Annotated in this window: 14 protein-coding genes; 8 read left to right on the forward strand and 6 right to left on the reverse strand. The window is 52.7% G+C overall.

The features are described from left to right. Positions 1-1,521: a sugar ABC transporter ATP-binding protein gene (locus FRY98_RS02845; protein ID WP_148450230.1), complete on the reverse strand. Its 1,521-nt coding sequence runs from the start codon at positions 1,519-1,521 to the stop codon at positions 1-3. Between the two features lie 434 nt (positions 1,522-1,955). Between FRY98_RS02845 and FRY98_RS02850 the strand changes: the two genes are divergently transcribed. Further along, positions 1,956-4,472: a GH39 family glycosyl hydrolase gene (locus FRY98_RS02850; protein ID WP_148450231.1), complete on the forward strand. Its 2,517-nt coding sequence runs from the start codon at positions 1,956-1,958 to the stop codon at positions 4,470-4,472. A 43-nt stretch (positions 4,473-4,515) separates the two neighbouring features. After that, the gene (locus tag FRY98_RS02855; RefSeq protein ID WP_148450232.1) at positions 4,516-6,612 is read left to right on the forward strand and encodes a methyl-accepting chemotaxis protein; all 2,097 of its coding nucleotides are present in this window, start codon (positions 4,516-4,518) and stop codon (positions 6,610-6,612) included. A gap of 159 nt (positions 6,613-6,771) precedes the next feature. On the opposite strand, the gene FRY98_RS02860 is transcribed toward FRY98_RS02855, so the two are convergent. Beyond that, positions 6,772-7,668 carry a TetR/AcrR family transcriptional regulator gene (locus tag FRY98_RS02860; protein WP_170287005.1) on the reverse strand — a complete coding sequence of 299 codons (897 nt, stop codon included), beginning with the start codon at positions 7,666-7,668 and terminating at the stop codon, positions 6,772-6,774. Between the two features lie 244 nt (positions 7,669-7,912). Between FRY98_RS02860 and FRY98_RS02865 the strand changes: the two genes are divergently transcribed. Continuing rightward, a complete protein-coding gene (locus FRY98_RS02865; protein WP_148450234.1) occupies positions 7,913-9,355 on the forward strand; it encodes a DHA2 family efflux MFS transporter permease subunit in 1,443 nt (480 codons plus the stop codon). Between the two features lie 265 nt (positions 9,356-9,620). Here the strand turns inward: FRY98_RS02865 and FRY98_RS02870 are convergent, their stop codons facing one another. After that, complete coding sequence (locus tag FRY98_RS02870; protein ID WP_148450235.1) at positions 9,621-12,284, reverse strand: adenosylcobalamin-dependent ribonucleoside-diphosphate reductase; 2,664 nt, start codon at positions 12,282-12,284, stop codon at positions 9,621-9,623. A gap of 507 nt (positions 12,285-12,791) precedes the next feature. Between FRY98_RS02870 and FRY98_RS02875 the strand changes: the two genes are divergently transcribed. The 3 genes from FRY98_RS02875 (at position 12,792) to FRY98_RS02885 (ending at position 16,684) form a co-directional block, all read left to right on the forward strand. Continuing rightward, on the forward strand, positions 12,792-14,573 hold the full coding sequence (locus tag FRY98_RS02875) for a DEAD/DEAH box helicase (protein WP_148450236.1): 1,782 nt from the start codon (positions 12,792-12,794) through the stop codon (positions 14,571-14,573). A 6-nt stretch (positions 14,574-14,579) separates the two neighbouring features. Then, a complete protein-coding gene (locus FRY98_RS02880) occupies positions 14,580-15,512 on the forward strand; it encodes a YqhG family protein (RefSeq protein WP_148450237.1) in 933 nt (310 codons plus the stop codon). 188 nt (positions 15,513-15,700) lie between these two features. After that, positions 15,701-16,684 (forward strand): hypothetical protein, encoded by a 984-nt coding sequence (locus FRY98_RS02885; protein WP_148450238.1) that lies wholly within the window; start codon positions 15,701-15,703, stop codon positions 16,682-16,684. Between the two features lie 44 nt (positions 16,685-16,728). Here the strand turns inward: FRY98_RS02885 and FRY98_RS02890 are convergent, their stop codons facing one another. Beyond that, on the reverse strand, positions 16,729-16,929 hold the full coding sequence (locus tag FRY98_RS02890) for a YqzE family protein (RefSeq protein ID WP_148450239.1): 201 nt from the start codon (positions 16,927-16,929) through the stop codon (positions 16,729-16,731). A 175-nt stretch (positions 16,930-17,104) separates the two neighbouring features. Here FRY98_RS02890 and FRY98_RS02895 point away from each other — a divergent pair, with 175 nt between their 5' ends. Then, the gene (locus FRY98_RS02895; RefSeq protein WP_148450240.1) at positions 17,105-17,815 is read left to right on the forward strand and encodes an N-acetylmuramoyl-L-alanine amidase family protein; all 711 of its coding nucleotides are present in this window, start codon (positions 17,105-17,107) and stop codon (positions 17,813-17,815) included. Here the strand turns inward: FRY98_RS02895 and FRY98_RS02900 are convergent. Together FRY98_RS02900 and FRY98_RS02905 are read right to left on the reverse strand one after the other, a co-directional pair. After that, entirely contained in the window at positions 17,802-18,707 is a 906-nt protein-coding gene (locus FRY98_RS02900) for a divergent polysaccharide deacetylase family protein (protein WP_148450241.1), read from the reverse strand. The two genes, FRY98_RS02895 and FRY98_RS02900, sit on opposite strands and share 14 nt — an antisense overlap. 90 nt (positions 18,708-18,797) lie before the next feature. After that, positions 18,798-19,397, reverse strand: a complete 600-nt coding sequence (locus tag FRY98_RS02905; protein ID WP_148450242.1) for a TetR/AcrR family transcriptional regulator — start codon at positions 19,395-19,397, stop codon at positions 18,798-18,800. A 103-nt stretch (positions 19,398-19,500) separates the two neighbouring features. Between FRY98_RS02905 and FRY98_RS02910 the strand changes: the two genes are divergently transcribed. Further along, the gene (locus FRY98_RS02910) at positions 19,501-20,514 is read left to right on the forward strand and encodes an alpha/beta fold hydrolase (RefSeq protein ID WP_148450243.1); all 1,014 of its coding nucleotides are present in this window, start codon (positions 19,501-19,503) and stop codon (positions 20,512-20,514) included. Positions 20,515-20,522 lie beyond the last annotated feature (8 nt).

Consider the following 20,522-nt stretch of genomic DNA (forward strand, 5'->3'; position numbering starts at 1 on the left):
CTATATCATGTAGTCGATCAGCATGGATTCGTTTAAATTTTGGTCACGCCGGAATTCCTTGTTGATTTTCCCGTCCTTCATGACCAAAATCCGGTCGCTCATTCCGATCAATTCCGGAAGCTCCTCCGAGATGATCAGAATAGCGTATCCTTGCTGTTTCAGCGAATAGAGCAGCTGGTACATCGTCGTCTTCACGCCGACGTCGACGCCGCGCGTAGGGCTGTCGAGTATAAGAATTTTGGAGTCGTTTCCAATCCATTTGCCGAAGGAAACCTTTTGCTTGTTTCCGCCCGACAGTTCCCCCACCCGTTGATTCATTCCGCTTGCTTTAATGTTTAGCTCCCCGATTTGCCTCCGGGCGAATTTTTTTTCCGCTCCGGGCGGAATAAGGCCGAACTTGCCCAGCTTCCCGAGCGCGGAAAGCACGAGGTTTTCTTTGATCGAAGCTTCCATGATCAAGGTTTCCCGATCCCGGTCCTTGGACACGTAACCGACACGGTTCGCGATCGCGGTTTGCACGTTTTTCACCTTGTGCGGAAGCAAAGTCCCGTCGCCGTTCTCTCCGTAGACGATCACTTCCCCCCGCTGCGGCTTGATCTCGCCGAAAATAACTTTCCCCACCTCATGCATCCCGCTGCCCGACAAGCCGCCGATGCCCAAGATCTCCCCTTGGTAAAGTTCGAAATGAATATCACGAAGCAAAGAGGTATCGACGCCGTTCACGCGGATCATCGCCTGCTCCCCGCGCGAAGCGCTGGTATCGCTTCTGTAATAATCCCCTTCAATGACTCTGCCGACCATCGATTGCTTGATGAAATTTTCTTCGAACTCGGAGCGGTCGATCGTCGTAATCAAATCGCCGTCCCGCATTACGGTCAGCGCGTCGCAAACGTCCATAAGCTCAGGGAGATCGTGGGAGATGAACAGGACCGCTTTGTTTTGGTCGCGCAATTTGCGCATCAGCCGATGAATCAGCAGCCTCCCGTCATGCGACAATGCGGTGGTCGTTTCATCCACAATGAACAATTCCGGCTCGTAATACAAAGCTCTGGCGATTTCGATCAGCTTGCGCTGCTCAAAGTTCAGCGTCAGGGCCGGCTGCGATACGTCCACCTCACCGAAATCGACAAGAGCGAGCGATTTTTTCGCTTCCTGATGCATTAGCTTGCGGTCGATGATCCCGTTCCGGGCAAACCGGCCTTCATCCCCCAGAAAAATATTTTCAGCAATGGATAACGGACCGATGGTTCCGGTCTCTTGCACGATCATGGCGATTTTCTTGGCTCGCGCGTTCAGCGGATCTTTGGGAGCATACGGTTGACCTTCGACATACATGTCCCCTTCCGTTTTCGGAAGCAGACCGCTGATCATGGCGGATATCGTCGACTTCCCTGAACCGTTTTCTCCGATCAGCCCCCGGATTTCACCGCGGTAAATCTTCATGCTGACTTGGTTCACCGCCGTCACCTCATTGAATCTCTTCACGATGCTCCTGGTTTCCAAAAATACGGGTTTGTCCATGTCTACCTTCCTTAATCCTTGATATCGCTTTCTTACCGCTGCCCCAGTGTAACATGATTGATGATCAACTATAACTGTTTCTTTTATCTTCATCAGGGCAAATATTTAACCAATAATTATCGTCAGCGTCCGGAAAAAGGACCGTAAAGTTAAAAAATCCACCTTTTAGCAGCCCAATAAAACAAAAAAAACGCTCTTCATCAAGAGCGTTCATCAACCAAGATCCTATGTCCGGCGTGGATTCGAAACCAAACATTTTAACACAGCCAAGGTTAAAAAATAACTATGATAATTATCCTGATTAGAGTAAATTTTTAACCTAAATCGTCATCTTCCAACATTTCACTCTTTAGTATTGTGGATTACATTAATATTTAGTACACTCTGAAATTAGAATCAAATTAAAAAAAACACCCATCAAGGAGTGCTTGGTCTTGGAGTTTCGTCACGAAATCATCAACTTTCCCAAGAAGCTTCCCATTAAATTTTTTCTCCACCGGATCGGCAATGTCAGCCGCCACTGGCATCAGTCGTTAGAGCTTATCGTGGTCATGAAGGGCGACGCGGACATCAACGTGGGCAACGTTTCCTACCGGCTAGGGGCGGGAGACCTCATTCTCATCAATTCGAACGAAGTGCATGAGCTGCATTCCGAAGACGCCACCATGGTCGCCTTGCAGATCAAGCTTGAGCTGCTGAAGGAAGTGGTCGTGGACATCAAAAAAATGTATTTCGACTGCAACACCGTCAAAGCGAACGATCCCGGCTCGTTCAGAAACATCAAGCGAATCGTCGCCCAAATCCTGCAGCATAACATCAACGCCTCCGAATTCGTCGATTTGAAGAACGCCGCGCTCGTGTACGAGCTGATTTATGAGCTCTGCACCCATTTCAGCAGCGACGAACCTGAAGCGGACCTCCAGCCCAAAGAAGGAATGGACCGGCTGCGGCGGATCCTGGATTATGTCAACAGCCATTATAGCGAGCCGATTTCCCTGCAGGAAGTCGCGAAGCAGGAGTTTTTGTCCGTCCCGTACCTGTCGAAATACTTCAAGAAAAAATTAGGTTTGCCCTTTAGCGATTATTTAAAAGATCTGCGGCTGCATTATGCCGTTAACGATCTGCTCAACGAGTCTTTGACGATCGACAAAATCGCCGCCAAAAACGGGTTTCCCAACGTACGGTCCTTCGTGACGGCTTTCGGGGAGAAATACGGGGAACTCCCCAGCATTTGGCGCAAGAAGCACGCGGAGGAGGTTTCGGGAAGCATCGAGGCGACCAAGGAAAAATCCGTAAACTACTATCAGGACGAGCCGCATTCCTATCATGAAGAAATTTCCCGGTTTATCGAAAATAACCTGGGACAACCTTCCTTGGCCCCGCCGGAAAAGGTGCTGCAGCGCTTCTCGACGGCGCTTCGGATCGACGTGACCAGGCAGACCGGGAAGCTGAACCATCGTTTCAAAAATTTCATCGGGGTCAGCCGCGTCAAAGAAGTTTTATACGCCGAAGTTCAGGAAGCGCTGCGTACCGCGCAGCGGGAAATCGGTTTTAAATACATCAAGATGCACGGTCTGTTGGACGATGAACTTATGGTATACGACGAGGATGCCGAAGGAAGGCCTCTGTTTAATTTCCGGCTGATCGACAGCGCTTTTGATTTTCTGTTATCGGTCGGCCTGAAGCCGCTTGTGCAGTTTTCGTTTATGCCGGCGAAGCTGGCCAGCGACCTGTCCAAAACCGTGTTCTACACCAATATGAACACCAGTCCCCCCAAAGACATGGCTAAATGGAACCGGCTGGTCGAAGCGTTGACTTTGCACCTGATCGGACGGTACGGCATGGAGGAAGTCCGCAGTTGGCTGTTTTGCGTATGGAACGAGCCGAGCTCGTCCAACCTGCTGTTCGGCTTCAAACAGGACGAAACGTTTTTTTCGCTGTACAAAAATACGTACGAAACCGTAAAAAACATCGATGCTTCCCTTTCGTTCGGAGGACCCGCGGCTTTCTCGACCTACAACAAAAGCGAGGATTGGCTGTTTTCGTTTCTTGCGTTTAGCAAAGACAATGACTGCCTGCCCGATTTTATTACGATTCACTATTACGATATCGATCTCATCGCCCAGAACGATCAACTCAGCATGGACAAGCAGCTCAATCTTAGTCCGGTCACGGATTCATTCAAGCAATTCATAGACCGGCTGCAGCTCCGTCTCCGGGAAGCGGAATTGGCGGCTTTGCCGGTATATTTAACCGAATGGAACTCCACGGTTTCCCATAAAGACCTGATGAGCGACACCTGCTTCAAATCATCGTACGTCATCAAGAACATTGCGGAAAATTACGACCGCCTCGAATCGTTCGGATACTGGCTTCTGACCGATCTGCATGAAGAAAACCGGCTTCCCAGCCAAGTTTTTCATGGCGGCCTGGGATTGTTTACGTATAACAACATCAAAAAGCCCGCATACCACGCCTTTTGCTTCTTGAACAAGCTGGGGAATTACCTGGTGGACCGGGGGGACGGCTACTTTATTACCAAACAAGATAACCGTTACCAGATTTTGCTGTACAACTACCATCATTACGATGACATCTACGCAAACGGCATTTCGATCAGCATTTCGCACAAGGAACGCTATTCGCATTTTCCCGGCAAAGCTAAACGCGAATTCCGGCTGGAGCTGGCCCCTCTTGTCGGCAGCTTCGAAATCAGGCATTCCATCGTGAACCGCGACTACGGCAGCGCTTATGACAACGCGCTCAAACTGGGCCAAGCCGCGGAACTTTCCCTTGGCGATATCGAATACCTGAAGCGGATTTCGATTCCGAGGATCGAGAAGGAAATTAGCGCCTCTTCCGAGACGTTAACCGTTCATGCGGTTTTGCAACCCTTTGAAATCCGGTTGATCGAAGTGTCGGAAAGGCCGGCGAGTACGTTGGAACCGTAAACCCTAAGCTGCTAAATCCATAAAATCTGGAGGGACAATCGTGATGAAATGGTTTAAAAATCAAAAGGTCATTGTCAAATTCATCGCCCTATCTTCTGTTATTCTAATCGCGGCTTTTTTCGTTCTAATCACTTGGAATTTGAATGTATTGAAAAAAGTGAGCATGGACCGGGGCATGCTGGAAGCCCAAAACACAGGACAAAATTATGCGGATGAGAACGCTAAAATCGTTCAGAACACGGTGGCTTCGCTTGCTTCCATGCGTTCCATATTTAACGACGAAGTGTCCCAAGGAGATACGGACCGCCAGCGGATGATCCGCCGGCTCGGAAATCTGCTCAAAGAGAACGACGCCGTCAGCTCCATATTTACGATCTGGGAGCCCGACGCCTACGGACGGGACGCCGATTTTACGGCGGATTCACTTTTCGCCGTCAATGGAGGGCGCATGGCGACCCTGGTGATTCGCTTCGATGATGGAAACATCATGCCGGTGCCGTTTGGCGATCTGGACACATTCACCGCGTACGATCAAGCTAAAGCGACCAAACGGGCCGTTGTCATGGAGCCTTATAACGCCCCGACCGAGGACGGAAAATCGGAGCTATTGACCATGATCGTCTTGCCTGTTTTGGACCAAAACGAACGCTTCCTTGGGATTGTCGGCGGCGCCTTCCTGCTCGATACCTTCCAACAAGCCGCGGAGCAAGAACACCCGCTTGGCGGAAACGTTTCTTTGCTTTCGGGCGGCGGTTTATACATAGCGAATGGAGAAAATCCCAAAGAAATCGGCAAATCCTTTGTCTCGTCGGAAAAGAACAAACGGCTGTTTGAAGAAGTGCAAAAGGGCAAGCTCGCACATGAAGTCGCAGGCCCGGACGGAGCCGCCGTCATCCGCTCCTTTAAGCCGATTCCGATCATCGACGACCAGGTTTGGTATGTGCAAACGGCGATACCAAAAGCCGAAATTTTAACAACGTATACGAACAACCGCGTCGAATCCATCGTCATCGGATGTTTGGCCCTGCTGCTTCTCGGCCTTGGCATTTGGTTTTTGGCGCGGCTGATCGTGATCAACAATATCAAACGGATGGTAAAAGCATTGCGGTTTATGGCTGACGGCGACTTAACCCAAACCGTGCCCGTTCAATCCAGGGACGAATTCGGAGAGATGGCGGGGCATCTGAACGAAGCGACCGCCCATCTGCGGAAAATGTTGCAGCAGACGTCCGAAATCGCCCTCACCGTCAGCGCCACTTCAGAGGAGCTGACCGGAGGAGCAGAACAAACGTCACTGGCGGCGCAAACGATCTCCGCATCGATGGAAAATGTGGCCGATGGCATAAACGAGCAGAACGAAGAGGCGGCCAAGGCGGCCGGAATGATGCGGGAGATGACCGAGAGCGTCCGGAGAGTGGCGGCCACGGCGGAAGCGGTGTCGGAATCGGCCGAAGATGTCATCGGTCAAACCGAGCAAGGGGACCGGGTCGTACAACGCGCGGTCGGGGAAATGAACGCGATTTCCCTTTCCATGGCTGAGTCGAACGAGGCGATGAAGCGGCTTAGTGAGCGCTCTGAGGAAATCGGGAAGCTGATCGGACTGATCTCGGGCATTTCGATCCAGACCAACATTTTGTCCTTGAACGCCTCTGTCGAAGCGGCGCGCGCCGGTGAACATGGCAAAGGATTTGCCGTCGTTGCCGCGGAAATCCGCAAATTGGCGGAACAAACGAAGCTTGCCGTGGGCCAGGTGCAGGCCGGCATCGCTGAAATTACGACGGACACCGACCATGCCGCGGCGCTGATCGGCAATACGGCGCTTGAGGTTGAAAAGGGCTTGTCGAGCGTCACCGAAAGCGGACAATTATTTGCTTCTATTATGAAGGAAATGAAACAGGTTGGAGTCCGGGCGCAGGAAGTTTCGGCCGAGGTGGAGGAAATGGCGGAAGGTACCGTGCGCGTTGCGGAAGCGGTCCGCCTCGTGTCGGGCATCACGATGAAGTCGGCGGACGAAACCGCTCAGGTAGCGGCGGCGTCCGAACAGCAGTTGGCCACGATGCAGGAGATTTCGTCGGCGGCCGCTCATTTAAGCCGTCTCGTCCAAGAGCTGACGGATCAGATGGCGCATTTTAAAGTATGAACGTTAGTGAATAGAATGCCGGAAACCCCTGATCAATTTTAAGGATCAGGGGTTTCTCTGTTTTTATTGGGTTATTGACGCGTCCTCCCCCTGTATGGCGAGTATCGAAATATCGAACCAAATCGAAAACTCTCCCTGCTGGGAAAACGGGCTCTATCTTCACGGATTGAGGTCTGCAGGATAAAACCCTAGCTTTTTTAATGTATTTATATAAGTTACCAATTCATCCGTATTCATAATACTTTTTATATTCATTAAAGATTTCAAACAACTTGAGATTACGGCTTTCCGCGGATTCTCAGACATGGCTTCACTCTGTACAAATTGTAACAAATCAAGGGCGTGCTGTTTATTATCGTTATTTGCAGGAAGCCTCTCAATTAATTTTTTTAAATTCCCAGTACTTAACATGAGATCATTATAAGGGAAATCTACTTGTCCTATGCTAAGTAAAGACTGTTCAAAATCTTCAATATTAAAAAGCCGTATACGCTTATGTTTAAGTAATGGAAGGACTTCATCTACTAGACTAAAACAATAATTGCAAATTTCAATCATGGGTTTGGGTTGGATTTGGACATTATTTATTTCGTTGGCATTATGCAGAATCCCCGTTAAAAAAATTGTAGCATCCGCAATATAATCCCGATATTCCGGGTAAATCTGCTTCATCCTTGTGAAGAACCAATATGCCCATTGCTGCCTGATCTGTTTTAAGAAAGCAATAATTTCACTATCGTTGGAAACTAGAGCGTCCATAAGCAATGCATCGACTTTTTTTTCTAAGCGATAGTTCATCATAACTTCTAACTGACGAATAAAGATATCTTTGTTCGTTTCATCCTGTCCGATTAAAAGTTGATCCCGATCCACATACATTTTTTCTTCGGAATACACAAGTACATCCCTAAATAGTTCACCTTTGGTTTGAAAGTGTTTATAAAAAGTTCCTCTTGAAATATTGCTTCGGTCAAGAATGTCCTGGATCGATGTGGCATGATAACCTTGTTCAATAAAAAGACGGAGAGCCGTCATTAATATATCGGATTTTTTCACCTGCACCATTCTCATCCTTTCTGTTAACATTATACACCATATACTGCCTGTTCAAATATATACTCCTCATATATTTAATGATTGATTTTTTGCTCATTCAAGTATAATATAGACCGAGTAGACTATGGGTTCAAAAATATACTTGTAGTATAAACAGTGAAAACCGCAGCTCATATCGCTGTATCGATAATGCTGGGCACTGTAATGGGTTCATTTATTCCATTCTGAATAGGAGGAAATCAACATGGAGAAAGAACAGTCTCTTCCTGCGTTAAAGCGAACTATACTTGTGGTCGTTATGCTTGCAGGTGCATTTGTTACCATGTTAAATCAGACGCTCCTCAATACTGCTTTGCCACAAATCATGAAGGATCTATCCATTTCCGCTAATACAGCTCAGTGGTTAACGACCGGGTTCATGCTTGTCACTGGGGTGTTGATTCCGGTTTCAGCTTTTCTAATAGAAACATTTTCAACAAGAAGACTATTTATTACTGCCATGTGCCTGTTTGCGTCCGGGACATTGATGGCTGCTACTGCACCAAACTTTCCTGTTTTAATATTCGGTAGGATTCTACAGGCGGTAAGTGATGGGCTCATGCTCCCTTTAATGCAAACGATCTTTTTAATGATTTTTCCTGTTAAACAACGCGGGTCAGCAATGGGTATGGTGGGACTGGTGATGGCTTTTGCTCCTGCGATTGGACCGACACTTTCCGGTTGGGTTGTTGAGAACTTTTCATGGCGGGCGCTCTTTTATATGATTTTCCCAATTGCTGTACTAATAATCATTTTTGCTTCGTTTATGCTTGAAAATGTTACGAAAGTGACTCATCCTAAAATTGATATCATGTCCATTATTTTGTCATCCCTTGGATTTGGAGGATTGTTGTATGGCTTCAGCAGCGCAGGTAATCATGCTTGGAGCAGTTCAGAAGTGGTCATGGCTTTAATTGTCGGTACGGTCGCAATTGGTTTGTTTATTTGGCGGCAACGGACTGTTGAAAAACCGATGCTTGAGTTCAAGGTGTTAAAAAACCGGACCTTCTCATTGACCTTAGTCATCGGTATGGTTGTGATGGTGACGATGATCGGCGTAGAGCTTTTTCTTCCGCTTTATATACAAACGGCTAGAGGCTTTACGCCGCTTGAATCGGGTTTGCTGTTGTTACCTGGTGCGATTGTGATGGGGGTTATGTCGCCGATTACCGGGAGGATCTTTGATAAGATTGGAGCACGACCGTTGGCTGTGATTGGTTCGGTTATCTTAGTGGGTATGACGTTGTTGTTCAGTAACATAACCGCTTCAACGCCATACATCTATATGATGGTAATTTACGCCATACGAATGTTCGGAATATCTCTTATGATGATGCCGGTCATGACGGCTGGATTAAACCAACTGCCTGACCATTTGATTCCACATGGAACCGCAATGAGTAACACGTTGACGCAATTGGCCGCTTCTGTTGGAGCAGCCTTGCTGGTTACGGTTATGACGAACAATACAACGGCTGCCGTTCAGCAACAACTTCCCAATCCAATGATTCATGGGGTCTCAGTTGCCTTTACGTTCTCCACTGTTTTGGCATTCTTTGCTTTAGTATTGTCATTCTTTATTAAACCGATGAAAATCTCTCAGAGAGAAGATACAAAAGACGAAGGCAGTCCTGCCGCTGAAAGCTAAAAACGGGTCGGCGCTACCATGCGCCCACCATCCCATCGACCCCCATGCACGAAATTCTCCAAACTTACGATGGGTTTCGGATGGCGGTTGTTGTATCACTAAATATGACAACACACACTGGTATCAGACCGTTAGGTTTTTTGGAGCGTAAGAAAAAGAACCGCCCCATGAAAAAACAGGGGGCGGTTCTTTTTTCAAAATCCAACCTATATTACCTTTTTCATATCTAGTCTTTCTCTTCTATATATCTATTTATCTCTAAACCTTACGAGCACTTGCTGTACCCGCAGTTGCTGCAGGTTTTGCAGCCCTCGATGTTGATCAGCGAGGCGGAGCCGCAGGACGGGCACAGGTCCCGCGAAGTGGCAACCGCGCCGGCATGAGCATGGGACGCGGAGCCGCCTTCCGCATGTGCATGCTCGGCATGCTCTTCATGATGCGCGAGCGTGGCCGCTACCGGAGCGGGATCGTGGTCCCCGTACGGCCCGTTCTGCACATGGGTTTCCAGCGCCTTGGCCACGGCGTCCGCGATCGACTCGACGCGGTTCGGGCCGAACCCGATGGCGCCGGAGCCGCCGATGCCTTTCAGGTGCTTGATCAGCAGTTCCACCTTGTGGCCGTGATCTCCATAACGCAGGAACAAGGAGCACACGCGGCCCAACGCTTCCGCCATCGCGAACACATCGGAGCCCGCTTTGCCGACGTTCAGGAAGATTTCGCTCGGAACGCCGTCCAGATCGTTGATCGTAATGTACGCCATGCCGAACGGCGTATTGATTTTGTACGTCGCCCCGTGCAGCACCTGCGGACGTTTCTTGTACTGCTTGTCGAGCAGCTCCTGTTTCGAGGTCCCTTCGGAAACGGCCAGACTTGGATTCAATCCGTTCAAAGTCTTCGCTTCCGTTTGCGATGTCTCGCCTGCGGGCCCGGATTTAACCGCAGTCGCCGCTTCTTCGGCTCCCGTTGCCTCATTCTTCGGAGCGGCGTCCTTGTCTTCTTTTTTCTCCGTTTGAAGAACCTGAACATCGCGGCTTCCGTCGCGGTAAATCGTCACGCCTTTGCAGCCGAGGTCGAACGCCAATTCATACAGCCGCTTCGTCTCTTCGACCGTGAAATCGGCCGGACAGTTGGCCGTTTTCGAAATCGAGCTGTCCACCCAGCGCTGGATGGCGGCTTGCACGCGGATATGATCTTCGGCCGACAAATCCATGGCGGTGACGAAGTAGTCCGGCAGCGGCTCGCCGGGATGGGCGTCCATCCATTCCTGCGCGATCGGCACGAATTGCTCGTCGAAGCCCAGCCGGCTTTGACGGTAGTATTTGAAGGCGAAGTACGGCTCGATCCCGGTCGACGTTCCGACCATCGTTCCCGTGCTGCCCGTCGGCGCTTGGGTAATGATCGTGACATTGCGGACGCCTTTTTCGCGGACGGCTGCCCCGACTTCCGGATACACCTCCGTCATCACCTTCATAAATCCGCTTTGCAAATATTTATCCGCTTCAAATGCCGGGAAGGAACCCTTCTCCGCCGCAATCTCGGCGGAAGCGAGGTAGGCTTCCTTGGCGATGAAGCCGTACAGTTTATCGAGGAATTCCAGTGATTCCGGGCTGCCGTAGCGGATATTCAGCTTGATCATCAGTTCGGCAAGCCCCATCGTACCGAGCCCGACGCGGCGCTCCTTCTTCTGGTTCTTCTCGTTTTCTTCAAAATGGTATGGCGTTGTATCGATGACGTTATCCAGGAAGCGAACCGAATAGCGGGTCGTCGTCGCCAGCTCGTCCCAAGCGACATCGTGGTTCGCTTCATCGTAAAACTTGGACAGGTTCATAGCCGACAGGTTGCATACGCCCCAACCCGGCAGCCCTTGCTCACCGCACGGATTCGTGCAGATGATCGGGTTAAAATACCAGCTGTTCGACATCTGGTTGTAGTATTCCATAAATACGACGCCCGGCTCGGCGGATTTCCACGCCGACTCGATGATCGTATGCCAAATGTCGCGGGCTTTCACGGTCCGGAAATGCACCACCTTGCGCCCGGCCGCTTTCCATTTCTCCAGATCGCCGTCCCAGACCTCGGTGTAATCGTCATACGTTGTGTCCGGGAACACGAGCTCCCAGTCCAGGTCTTCCTTGACGGCTTTCATAAAGGCGTTGCTCACGCATACCGACAGGTTGGCGTTCGTCACTTGGCCCATCGTTTGTTTGACGGTAATAAAATCAAGCACATCGGGATGCCAGTCGTTGATCATCAGCATCAGGGCGCCGCGGCGGCTTCCCCCCTGCTCGATCAGGCCGGTTGTGTAGCTGAACAGTCCGCCCCAGGATACGGCACCGCTCGATGATCCGTTGACGCCTTTAACCACGGCTCGGCGGGGACGCAGCGAGCTGAGGTTGATGCCTACGCCGCCGCCTCTCGCCATAATCTCCGTCATTTCCGACAAGGTTTCCATGATGCCGCCGCGGCTGTCTTTCGGCGAAGGGATGACATAGCAGTTAAAGAGCGTCAGCTCGTCGCTCGCGCCCGCTCCGGCGGCGATGCGTCCTCCCGGCACCAGCTTCCAGTCGTCCAGAATATAGCGGAACTTCTCGCGCCATTCCTCTTGAAGCTCCGGCGTTTTCTCGACCGAAGCCATCGCGCCCGCAAGCCGGTCCCACATTTCTTCGGGCGTTTTCTCGATGTTCAGCGTCAGCTTCTCCACATTGGACTCCACCAGTTCGCCCTTGCGCGTCTTGACCGTAACGGTCCGGCCGTTCCGGGCCACGACTTCGCCGACTTCTTTGGTCGGAAACTTCGGATCGTCTTTGGTCAGAACCAGAACCACGTCGCCTACCTTGGCATGACTCGGGTCCGCGTCCTTCCAGGCATACCGGTCCAAAAAGATTTTTTCGCTGAGCCCTTCCAGGCGTTGCTTTTGTTCTGTTTTCAAAGATAACACCCTCCTCTAAATATGGTCGGCGCAAGCTTCGGATCGAAGAAACCGATCGCGTTCCATGGCTCGAAGTTGCGCGTTGTCGATGATCGCAAAAAAATAGCGGCCACAGGCCTTCAAAAAGCACCGAAAATCCATTGAAAAACGCGAAATCCGGACTTTTTCTTACCAACCTATAACCGAAATGCACACGCTAGAAACGGTATATCATATGTAAAAATCACAACATATTGTGTGCGAATACCATTATACTATACAATATCTCGTTGTCACGGGATTTCAGTATGAAATTTTAGCCAAGAAAATGGGTCAAGCCCGACCGATCGCCGAATTCCTCCCCCATCCTCTTTTTTTCGAGCCGCCTCCTATGAAAATCGCCATGAAAACCGGCTGCTCAGCCGTTAAGTTATGAAGTAACCCGATTTCGTCCATACTACTCCTAACTATGAGCATTCACCTGACGCTGGCCCCGGTCAGCCGACACGCAAAGGGAGGTTTTACATCATGAATCCTCATGCCCCGGGTTCCGTCACTTCCGCAGCCCCTGCGACAACCGCCGTTCCCGGCAGCGTACCGGTCGAGTTTGACCGCAGCTGGTACGAAGACCTGGAAGCAAGACTGGACAAAGGCGGCCCATGGGACGATTGGAAGCTGTTCAACCTCGCCGGCCAGGCCGAAGAGGCTTCGCTCGTCACCAGTTTTGAAGAAATGCTCTGCCTGAAGCATCTTCAGGAGGTCACGCCGCTGCCTCACCAAACCGAGACGGCCCGCAAGGTGCTGTTCGAAATGCGCGGACGGGCGATCCTGGCGGACGAAGTCGGTTTGGGGAAAACGATCGAAGCGGGCCTCATCCTGAAGGAATATCTGATCCGCGGCCTGGTCCGGAAAGTGCTCATCCTCGTCCCGGCCTCGCTTGTTTTGCAGTGGGTGCGCGAACTGAACCAGAAATTCGGCATCCCCGCCGTAGCCCAGAAGAAGGCGCATTCCTGGCAAAACGACGTCGTCGTCGCCTCTATGGACACGGCAAAGCGCGAACCCCACCGCGAAATTCTGCTCGGAAACGAGTACGACATCGTGATCGTGGACGAAGCGCATAAGCTGAAGAACAAGAAGACAACCAACTATCAATTCATGCTGCAGCTGCGAAAAAAATACTGCCTGCTCCTCACGGCGACCCCTGTTCAAAACGATATGAGCGAGCTGTTCAACCTGATCAATCTGCTCAAACCCGGACAGCTCGGCGGACAAACCGACTTTGCCTCCAATTTCGTCTATGACAAGCGGGTCCCCAAGAACGAGGGCCAGCTCAAAAGCGAGCTCGCCAAAATTATGATCCGCAACCGGCGGGGAGACGGACAGCTTGAGTTTACCAAGCGAAACGTCAAAAATATCGACGTCCATCTCTCACCCGAAGAAATGGAATTATACGATGGCGTCACTTCCTTTGTCAAAGACCAATATCATGCAGCGGGCGGGGATCTGAACAGCATGCTTTCCCTGGTGACTTTGCAGCGGGAGGTATGCAGCAGCCGGGACGCCGTGTTCGTCACACTCGTCAATCTGTCCAAGAAGCTCGCTCCCGATTCGCCGCTGCGCGATAAAATCTGGGACCTCGTCGGCATTATCAAAAAGATCCAGGCCAACAGCAAAGCCGAAAAAGCGATGGAACTGATCCGGCAAATGGACGACAAGGTGATCGTGTTCACCGAATACCGGGCCACTCAGGAATATCTGCTCAAATATTTCCGCGACCGGAACATGAGTGCCGTTCCCTATCGAGGGGGCATGAACCGGGGCAAAAAAGACTGGATGATGGACCTGTTTCGCGGCCGGGCCCAGGTCATGATCGCGACCGAAGCCGGCGGCGAGGGGATTAATCTGCAATTCTGCCACCAGATGATCAACTTCGACCTGCCCTGGAATCCGATGCGCGTGGAGCAGCGGATCGGCCGGGTACACCGGCTCGGACAAAAAAACGACGTTCATATCTACAATCTGTCGACCAAAGGAACGATCGAGGAGCATATCCTGAATCTTTTGCACGAAAAGATCAACATGTTCGAAATGGTCATCGGCGAGCTCGATGTCATTTTGGAGCGTTTTGAGAAGAACGATTCGCTGGAAAAAAGCCTTTATAAAATTTTGCTGGAGTCCGGCAGCCAGGAGGAAATCGCCAGCAAGGTCGATTCCCTGGGCCAGTCGCTCCATTCGCTCCGCGACGAACTCGACGCCGCAGGGGACGCGGACGGCAAAATTACGGCGATTCAGCGGCTGCTGGGAGGTTAAAGAACTATGACCATGAGCAGGGAACAGATTCGCGATTTCGTGATGACTTATCTGGAGACGACGGAATGCCGGTTTCTCGAAAAATCGCCCTACCACGTTACCGTCAAACTGTCCCCCCGGGCTGACCGCGATTTGACCAACCGGCCGTACTACTGGGGGTTCATTGAACGGACAGGGACCGAACCGGAGACGATGACCTTCTCGTTTATTTTCGATCCCGAACGCCACCGGGAGACGCAGGAAGAATCCGGAGGGGGTGAGACCGCCCAGGAGGATCCCCTGATGTCCCGCCACTTCGGCGCCGTCCGACCGCTGCCGATTCTCGGACCGAACCGCGTTCAGCGGGAAGAGCTGCATTTCGGCAGCCCCCGCCTCAAACAGATTTTTGCCGCGGCCAAGCAAGGCGGGCGCAGCGTTTACCTGTTCGAGGACCCCGGCCCTCTTCAGCGGGAAACGTTGGTCTCCGCCGCCTACGAGCCCTGGCTGGGGGTCCGCTTCAAGCTCGAGTTCTGCTGCGACATGAAGCGGGAGGAGTTGCATTTTATCGGGGTGTCTTTGCGGACGGGGCAGATCGCCGACCCGTTCTCCGCCCGGCTGGCCGGGAAAGCCTTCGCCCCCCGCGTTCCCGAAAATATGCATGTGATGCCCAGCCACCTGACGCTGGAGCAAGGGTTAAAGGCGCTCGAGAGCCGGATCGGCGAGAGGCTGAGCCGCTGCGACAGCGCATGGGCGGACGAAGCCCGGGAGAGGTTGGGCGAGGAACTCACGCTCATCGATGCTTACTACAAAGACCTGCTGGCGGATCCCGATGAAGAGCGCAAAAAGGCCGCCGCGGAACAATACGAGGCCCGGCGGGGAGAAATCCGCTGGCAGTACGAGCCGAGAATTGTCGTTTCGGCGATCGGCAGCGGCATCTTTCATCTGCGTTCGCCGGGATAGTCAGACATTGACCTCCCTCGCTAAAATCAAGCAAAAATAGAAGCTGTGCGCGCATCCGCCGCGCGACAGATTGCAGCAACCTTTTTAAGCCGGCCCATGTACAATGGGACAAGCATCGGAGATAGAAGCAGCAGGGACGCGAAACGCGGCGTTCCGCATTTTAAAGGAATAGCGGGTGATCCGTTGGCATGCTCTCGCAAAATAATGAAAATCGTAACCGTTTCCTCCTGGTTCTGATCTGTCTTACCCTGGTTTTCACCGGAAGCAGCGGGCTGCTTCCCGGATTTCAACCGGCGGCAAACGCGGCTTCCGAGAAAAGCCGTTCCGCCCATTCCGCTCCCGCCCAGCTGCGCAAATTCGCCGAAGAGGCTTCCGCCCGGCTGGCTGGAACCGAGCCGTTTACCGCTTGGGCCGGGGCCGCGCTGGTGATCGAGCCGCTCGGGCCGGGGACCCACAGCTGGCTGGTCACATTGACCAAGGGGCCAAAGGGAGCGGTTAAGCGTCTCGGGTATATGATTATCAGCGCCACGCCGGAAGGCGAATACAAATTGATCGAATACGGGCAAGGCATGAACTCGATATACGGAAGCGGCATTCTGGAGGACGGTCTTTCCGGCCTCGGATTGTCCCAAGCGGGCTCATCGGCTGCCGCGGTCACTCCCGTCTACGGCGGGCCGGTCCTGGCGGCCTGGATGATTTCCTCCGCAGCCGGCAAATCGGAGACGGTGCGGTTTGTGGATGCCCTGACCGGAGAACTGCTGCCCGAAAGCCGGGAAAGCTGGACAAAGCAGTCGGCCGGGTACGTTCCCCCCGCCTCGGCGGTCGGAAGCGCGAAGCGGGGCTGGACGCCGGGAGAAACGATCCGGCGGGCCGATCCTTTCGATCCTTACGACAATCTGCTGTGGATTACCGGGAAAGACCAGGTTCAGCTTAACGCAGGCAACCTGGAACAGGCCTTCTCCCGACAAAGCCGTTTCGTATTCGCCGCCACCGGTTCCAATCGTACTTATTCCGTTCCGCTGCCCGTTTACGGCTATCAAATCTGGAATCTTTCCCCTCCTTCTTCCGGCAGCGCATCGGTTTATGTTTTATCGGGAACCGACGATTCCCCTCGGTGGATCGCCCTGGACGCCTTGCTCGCGTCCGGCGGCTTTCTGGTGATGCCCGATTAACCCGGCTTCCTAACGATGTAAAAAAAGCAGCGGTAGAGTCCACTCTACCGCTGCTTTTCTTTTTTGCTTCGTTTCCACGGCATCCGTTCCATCCATAGCGAGATCGAAAACGGGATCATCCCGAACCACCGGTTGGCCCACGGTTCCCTCTCCCGGGCCCGTTCCCTCCGTACGTCCCTCGGTGTCTCCACATAGTCGACAAACCGCTCGGTAATATATTTCACCAATTCGTCGCCTTTAGCCATCATATTCCCTCCCGGGCGTGATATCTATCCCTATTGTGCACCGTACCGCCAGCCTCTAAACAAGGGTGCCGCATAAACCGCTCGGTCATGCATGTTTTGGGGAAGTTGGGATCAAGCTAAACGCAGATAGAAGAAAGGCTTGAAGAAGTTTCATACTTATGCGAAGGGTGAGAATATGCTGCTAAAAAAAATCGGGCTTCTGCTCACCGGAATCATCATGGCCCTCAATACGTGCGGTTCTATAGCCATAGCCGGACCGTCAACCGAAAAGGAAAACACCGACCTCCGTCACGCCTTCCCGGTACCCGTGATTCTGATCGATGTCGGACATGGGGGCATTGACGGCGGCACCACTTACGGCAATGTACTGGAAAAAGACATCAATCTGGCGCTCGGCCGCAGACTATACATGGTCCTCCGCAGCCACGGATACCGGGCGATCCTGAACCGGACCGGCGACTACGCCCTCAGCGACGAGAACCGTTGGCTCAACAGCCGTTCCCGGCATATACGGGATTTGGCCCAGCGGAAAGGCTTAAGCGATCAGCTCCCGGCCGCGATCGTGGTCAGCCTGCATGTCAACTGGGCCAGAAACGAGGCCAGGCGCGGCCCGCTCGTCCTGCACCAGGAGGACGGACGGAGCGCCATGCTGGCGGTATGCCTGCAGCACGCGCTGGAGGATCTGTATGACCTGCCCGCTTCCAGGCTTCCCGAACTCGGCAAGCCTTTCTATTTACTCAAGCATATCGAAGCTCCGGCGGTCATCGTGGAAACGGGGTTTATCAGCAACGCCGAAGACCGCGCCATGCTTACCAGCCAGCGCGGTCAACAAAGATTGGCCGAATCGATTTACGCGGGAATCGCCGAATATTTTACGGTAATGTAAAAGGATGCCCCGGACCTGATCCGGGGCTGACTTGTTCGTGAGCCAGCTCCGATATTCCGATAAACTTCACTCCTCTGGCCTGAAGTCTCGGGATATGCTGTTTGATCGTTTGAGCCGTCAGCTTCCCGCCGACCCCGACATGGCCGATGGCGATGCACGCCCTCTTTTTTTCAAGCAGTTCTTCCGCTTTCTTCAACTGTCCGGAAATGTGACGGGTACTGTGCACGTCGTCCAGAAAAATATCGTTCTCCAAATTCGGCAGCCCTTTATTCTGGCTGAGTTCGCCCGCGACAGAGCGGTAATTTGTCCGGCTGTCGACAAAGAATAGCCCCCGTTCGCGGCAGACGTCCAGGATGACGCTCATAATTCTCTGATCCCCGGTGATTTTGGAGCCCATATGATTGTTGATCCCTTTAGCGAAAGGGACATTCTCAATCGCCTGCTCCACTTTGAGCCGAACCTCCTCATCGCTCATTCCGGAAATGATCGCTCCGGGTCCCAGCCATTCCGGCCTTCCCCGTTTAGGCTCCATCGGCAGATGAACCAGCACATCGTGCCCCATCTCATGTGCGCGAGTCGCATCCTCCCGCGTCGTCGGCAAAAACGGCATCACCGCTACCGTCAGTTTTACGGGCAACCGCAGCATTTCCTCCGTGCCGCCCATCTTATTCCCGAAATCGTCGATAATGACCGCAAGCCTTTGGGGACGCTCGTTCGCTTCCGTTTGCGCATCCTTTTGGATGTCCTTTTGGGCCCCCTTCGGAACCGGTTCAGCCCCCAACTCTCCGGCAGACACCCAGGTGCCTGACAACGGTCCGCCGCCAAGTCCCGCCACCAGCAAAAAAACGAGCAGCGCCGACCGTTTGGCCTTTCCCAACTTGTTGTTGCGCATGATTTCACCTCGATCTGTCATGTCATAGGAATTTGCCGCGATCTTCTCTAGTATGACAGACGTCTGGAAATATATGCATTGCGCCGTTGTTCAATCGGCGGAAACGCACAGGGACCGGAGATGCTGCTCGATGATGCTCTCAATCCGGTCCACGTCCAATCTCTCGGGCTGCATCAGCCGGTGCACAGCAAGTCCGTCGACCAGTGCGTACAGTTTCTCCGCCTCCAGCTCCACGTCAAGACCGCTCCTGGCCATCCCGCTCGCCACAAGTTCATGGAGGGCGAAGCGCGACGCTGTGAGCAATCCGTCCTGCACGCTGAGACTTAATCTTTTTAACTCGGGGTAGACTAATGTCTTTGCGCTAAAAGAAAACCACACCTCCATTTCCAGCGTTCTCTCTTCATCCACGGGTAAAAACTGCAGCAGCATCCGTTTCAAGTCATGCAAAAGCGGCCCATGAAGCTCGAATTCGGCCAAGCGCTTCTCCACCCGTTCCACAAACAGGTTCATACAGAAGGCGAATAGCTCTTCCTGACTGGCAAAATAATGACGCATGGAACCGACGGACAGCCCCGCTTCTTCCGCGATTCTCCGCACGGTGGCCCGCTCCAGCCCCGATTCCCGAATGACGTTTAAGGCCGCCTCGGCGACGAGACGTTTTTGTTTGTCGTGATCCACAATTTTTGGCATGGCTTCATTATACCTGCTTTTCTTTTTTGGTACAACGTGCTAAAATGATTTTCGTAGTACAATGTACTAAATAAAATAGACAAGGCTGGAGAGGAAAACCAACATGAACAAAATGACAAAGAATGACAAAAAGCCATCCCGATGGCGTAAAATCAAATGGTCTCTGCTGATCGTCGTGGCCCTGATCGGCCTGGCCATCGGCTCCGGCTTCGCTTACGAAGCCATCGCGTCGAAACAGGCCGCCAAGAACTTCCCCCCTCCTGGGAAGCTGGTGGACGCCGGCGGCTATAAGCTGCATATCGTCAAAGCAGGAACCGGTTCCCCCACGATCCTGCTCGAAGCCGGAAGCGGCGAAACCAGCCTGTCCTGGCGGCAAATCCCGGACGAGCTGGCCAAGGAAGCCACCGTCGTCACTTACGACCGCGCGGGCTACGCCTGGAGCGAACCGGCCGCCACGGAACGCACCGGCGAGAATATCGTTCGCGAACTTCATACCGCGTTGGATAACGAAGGCATCCACGGGCCTTACCTGCTGGTCGGCCATTCGCTCGGAGGCATGTATGCGCGGCTCTTCGCCGAAACCTACCGGGACGAAGTCACCGGACTCGTTCTCATCGACGCGAGACCGGAGGACGACGCCCGCGATACCGCGGATATATTGAAACAAGAAGGATTTGCGGGCAATCCGCAGGCTTCGACGCTCAAGCTGATCAAGCACTCGGGTCTGCTGCGTTTATTTAAAGATGCATTGTTGGAAGGCCAAGTCCCCAAAGAAGATCGGGATCGTTTCCTTAACGTGATCGCCAAGGATAGCTTTTTTGAGGCGAAAGAAGCGGAAGGGAATTTGGCTTGGACGACGGAGGAGGCTCTCCGTGGCCAGCGCCTGGGAGACTTGCCGGTACGGGTGATCGCCCGGGGACTGCCGCAGAACTATGCTCAAGCGGGTATTTCGGAAGAGGCCGGACGGAAGCTGGAGGCGATCTGGCAGGCCGGCCAGCGCAAGATGCTGGAGCTTTCCACGGACAGCCGGCTCATTGTTGCGGAGAAGAGCGGTCACATGGTTATCCATGACCAGCCCGAACTGGTGGTTGAAACGGTCCGCAGCTTATTGAAGTAAACTTAAAA

Origin of the sequence: Paenibacillus faecis (genome assembly GCF_008084145.1) — a bacterium.
In the GTDB taxonomy this organism is placed as follows: Bacteria; Bacillota; Bacilli; order Paenibacillales; family Paenibacillaceae; genus Fontibacillus; species Fontibacillus faecis.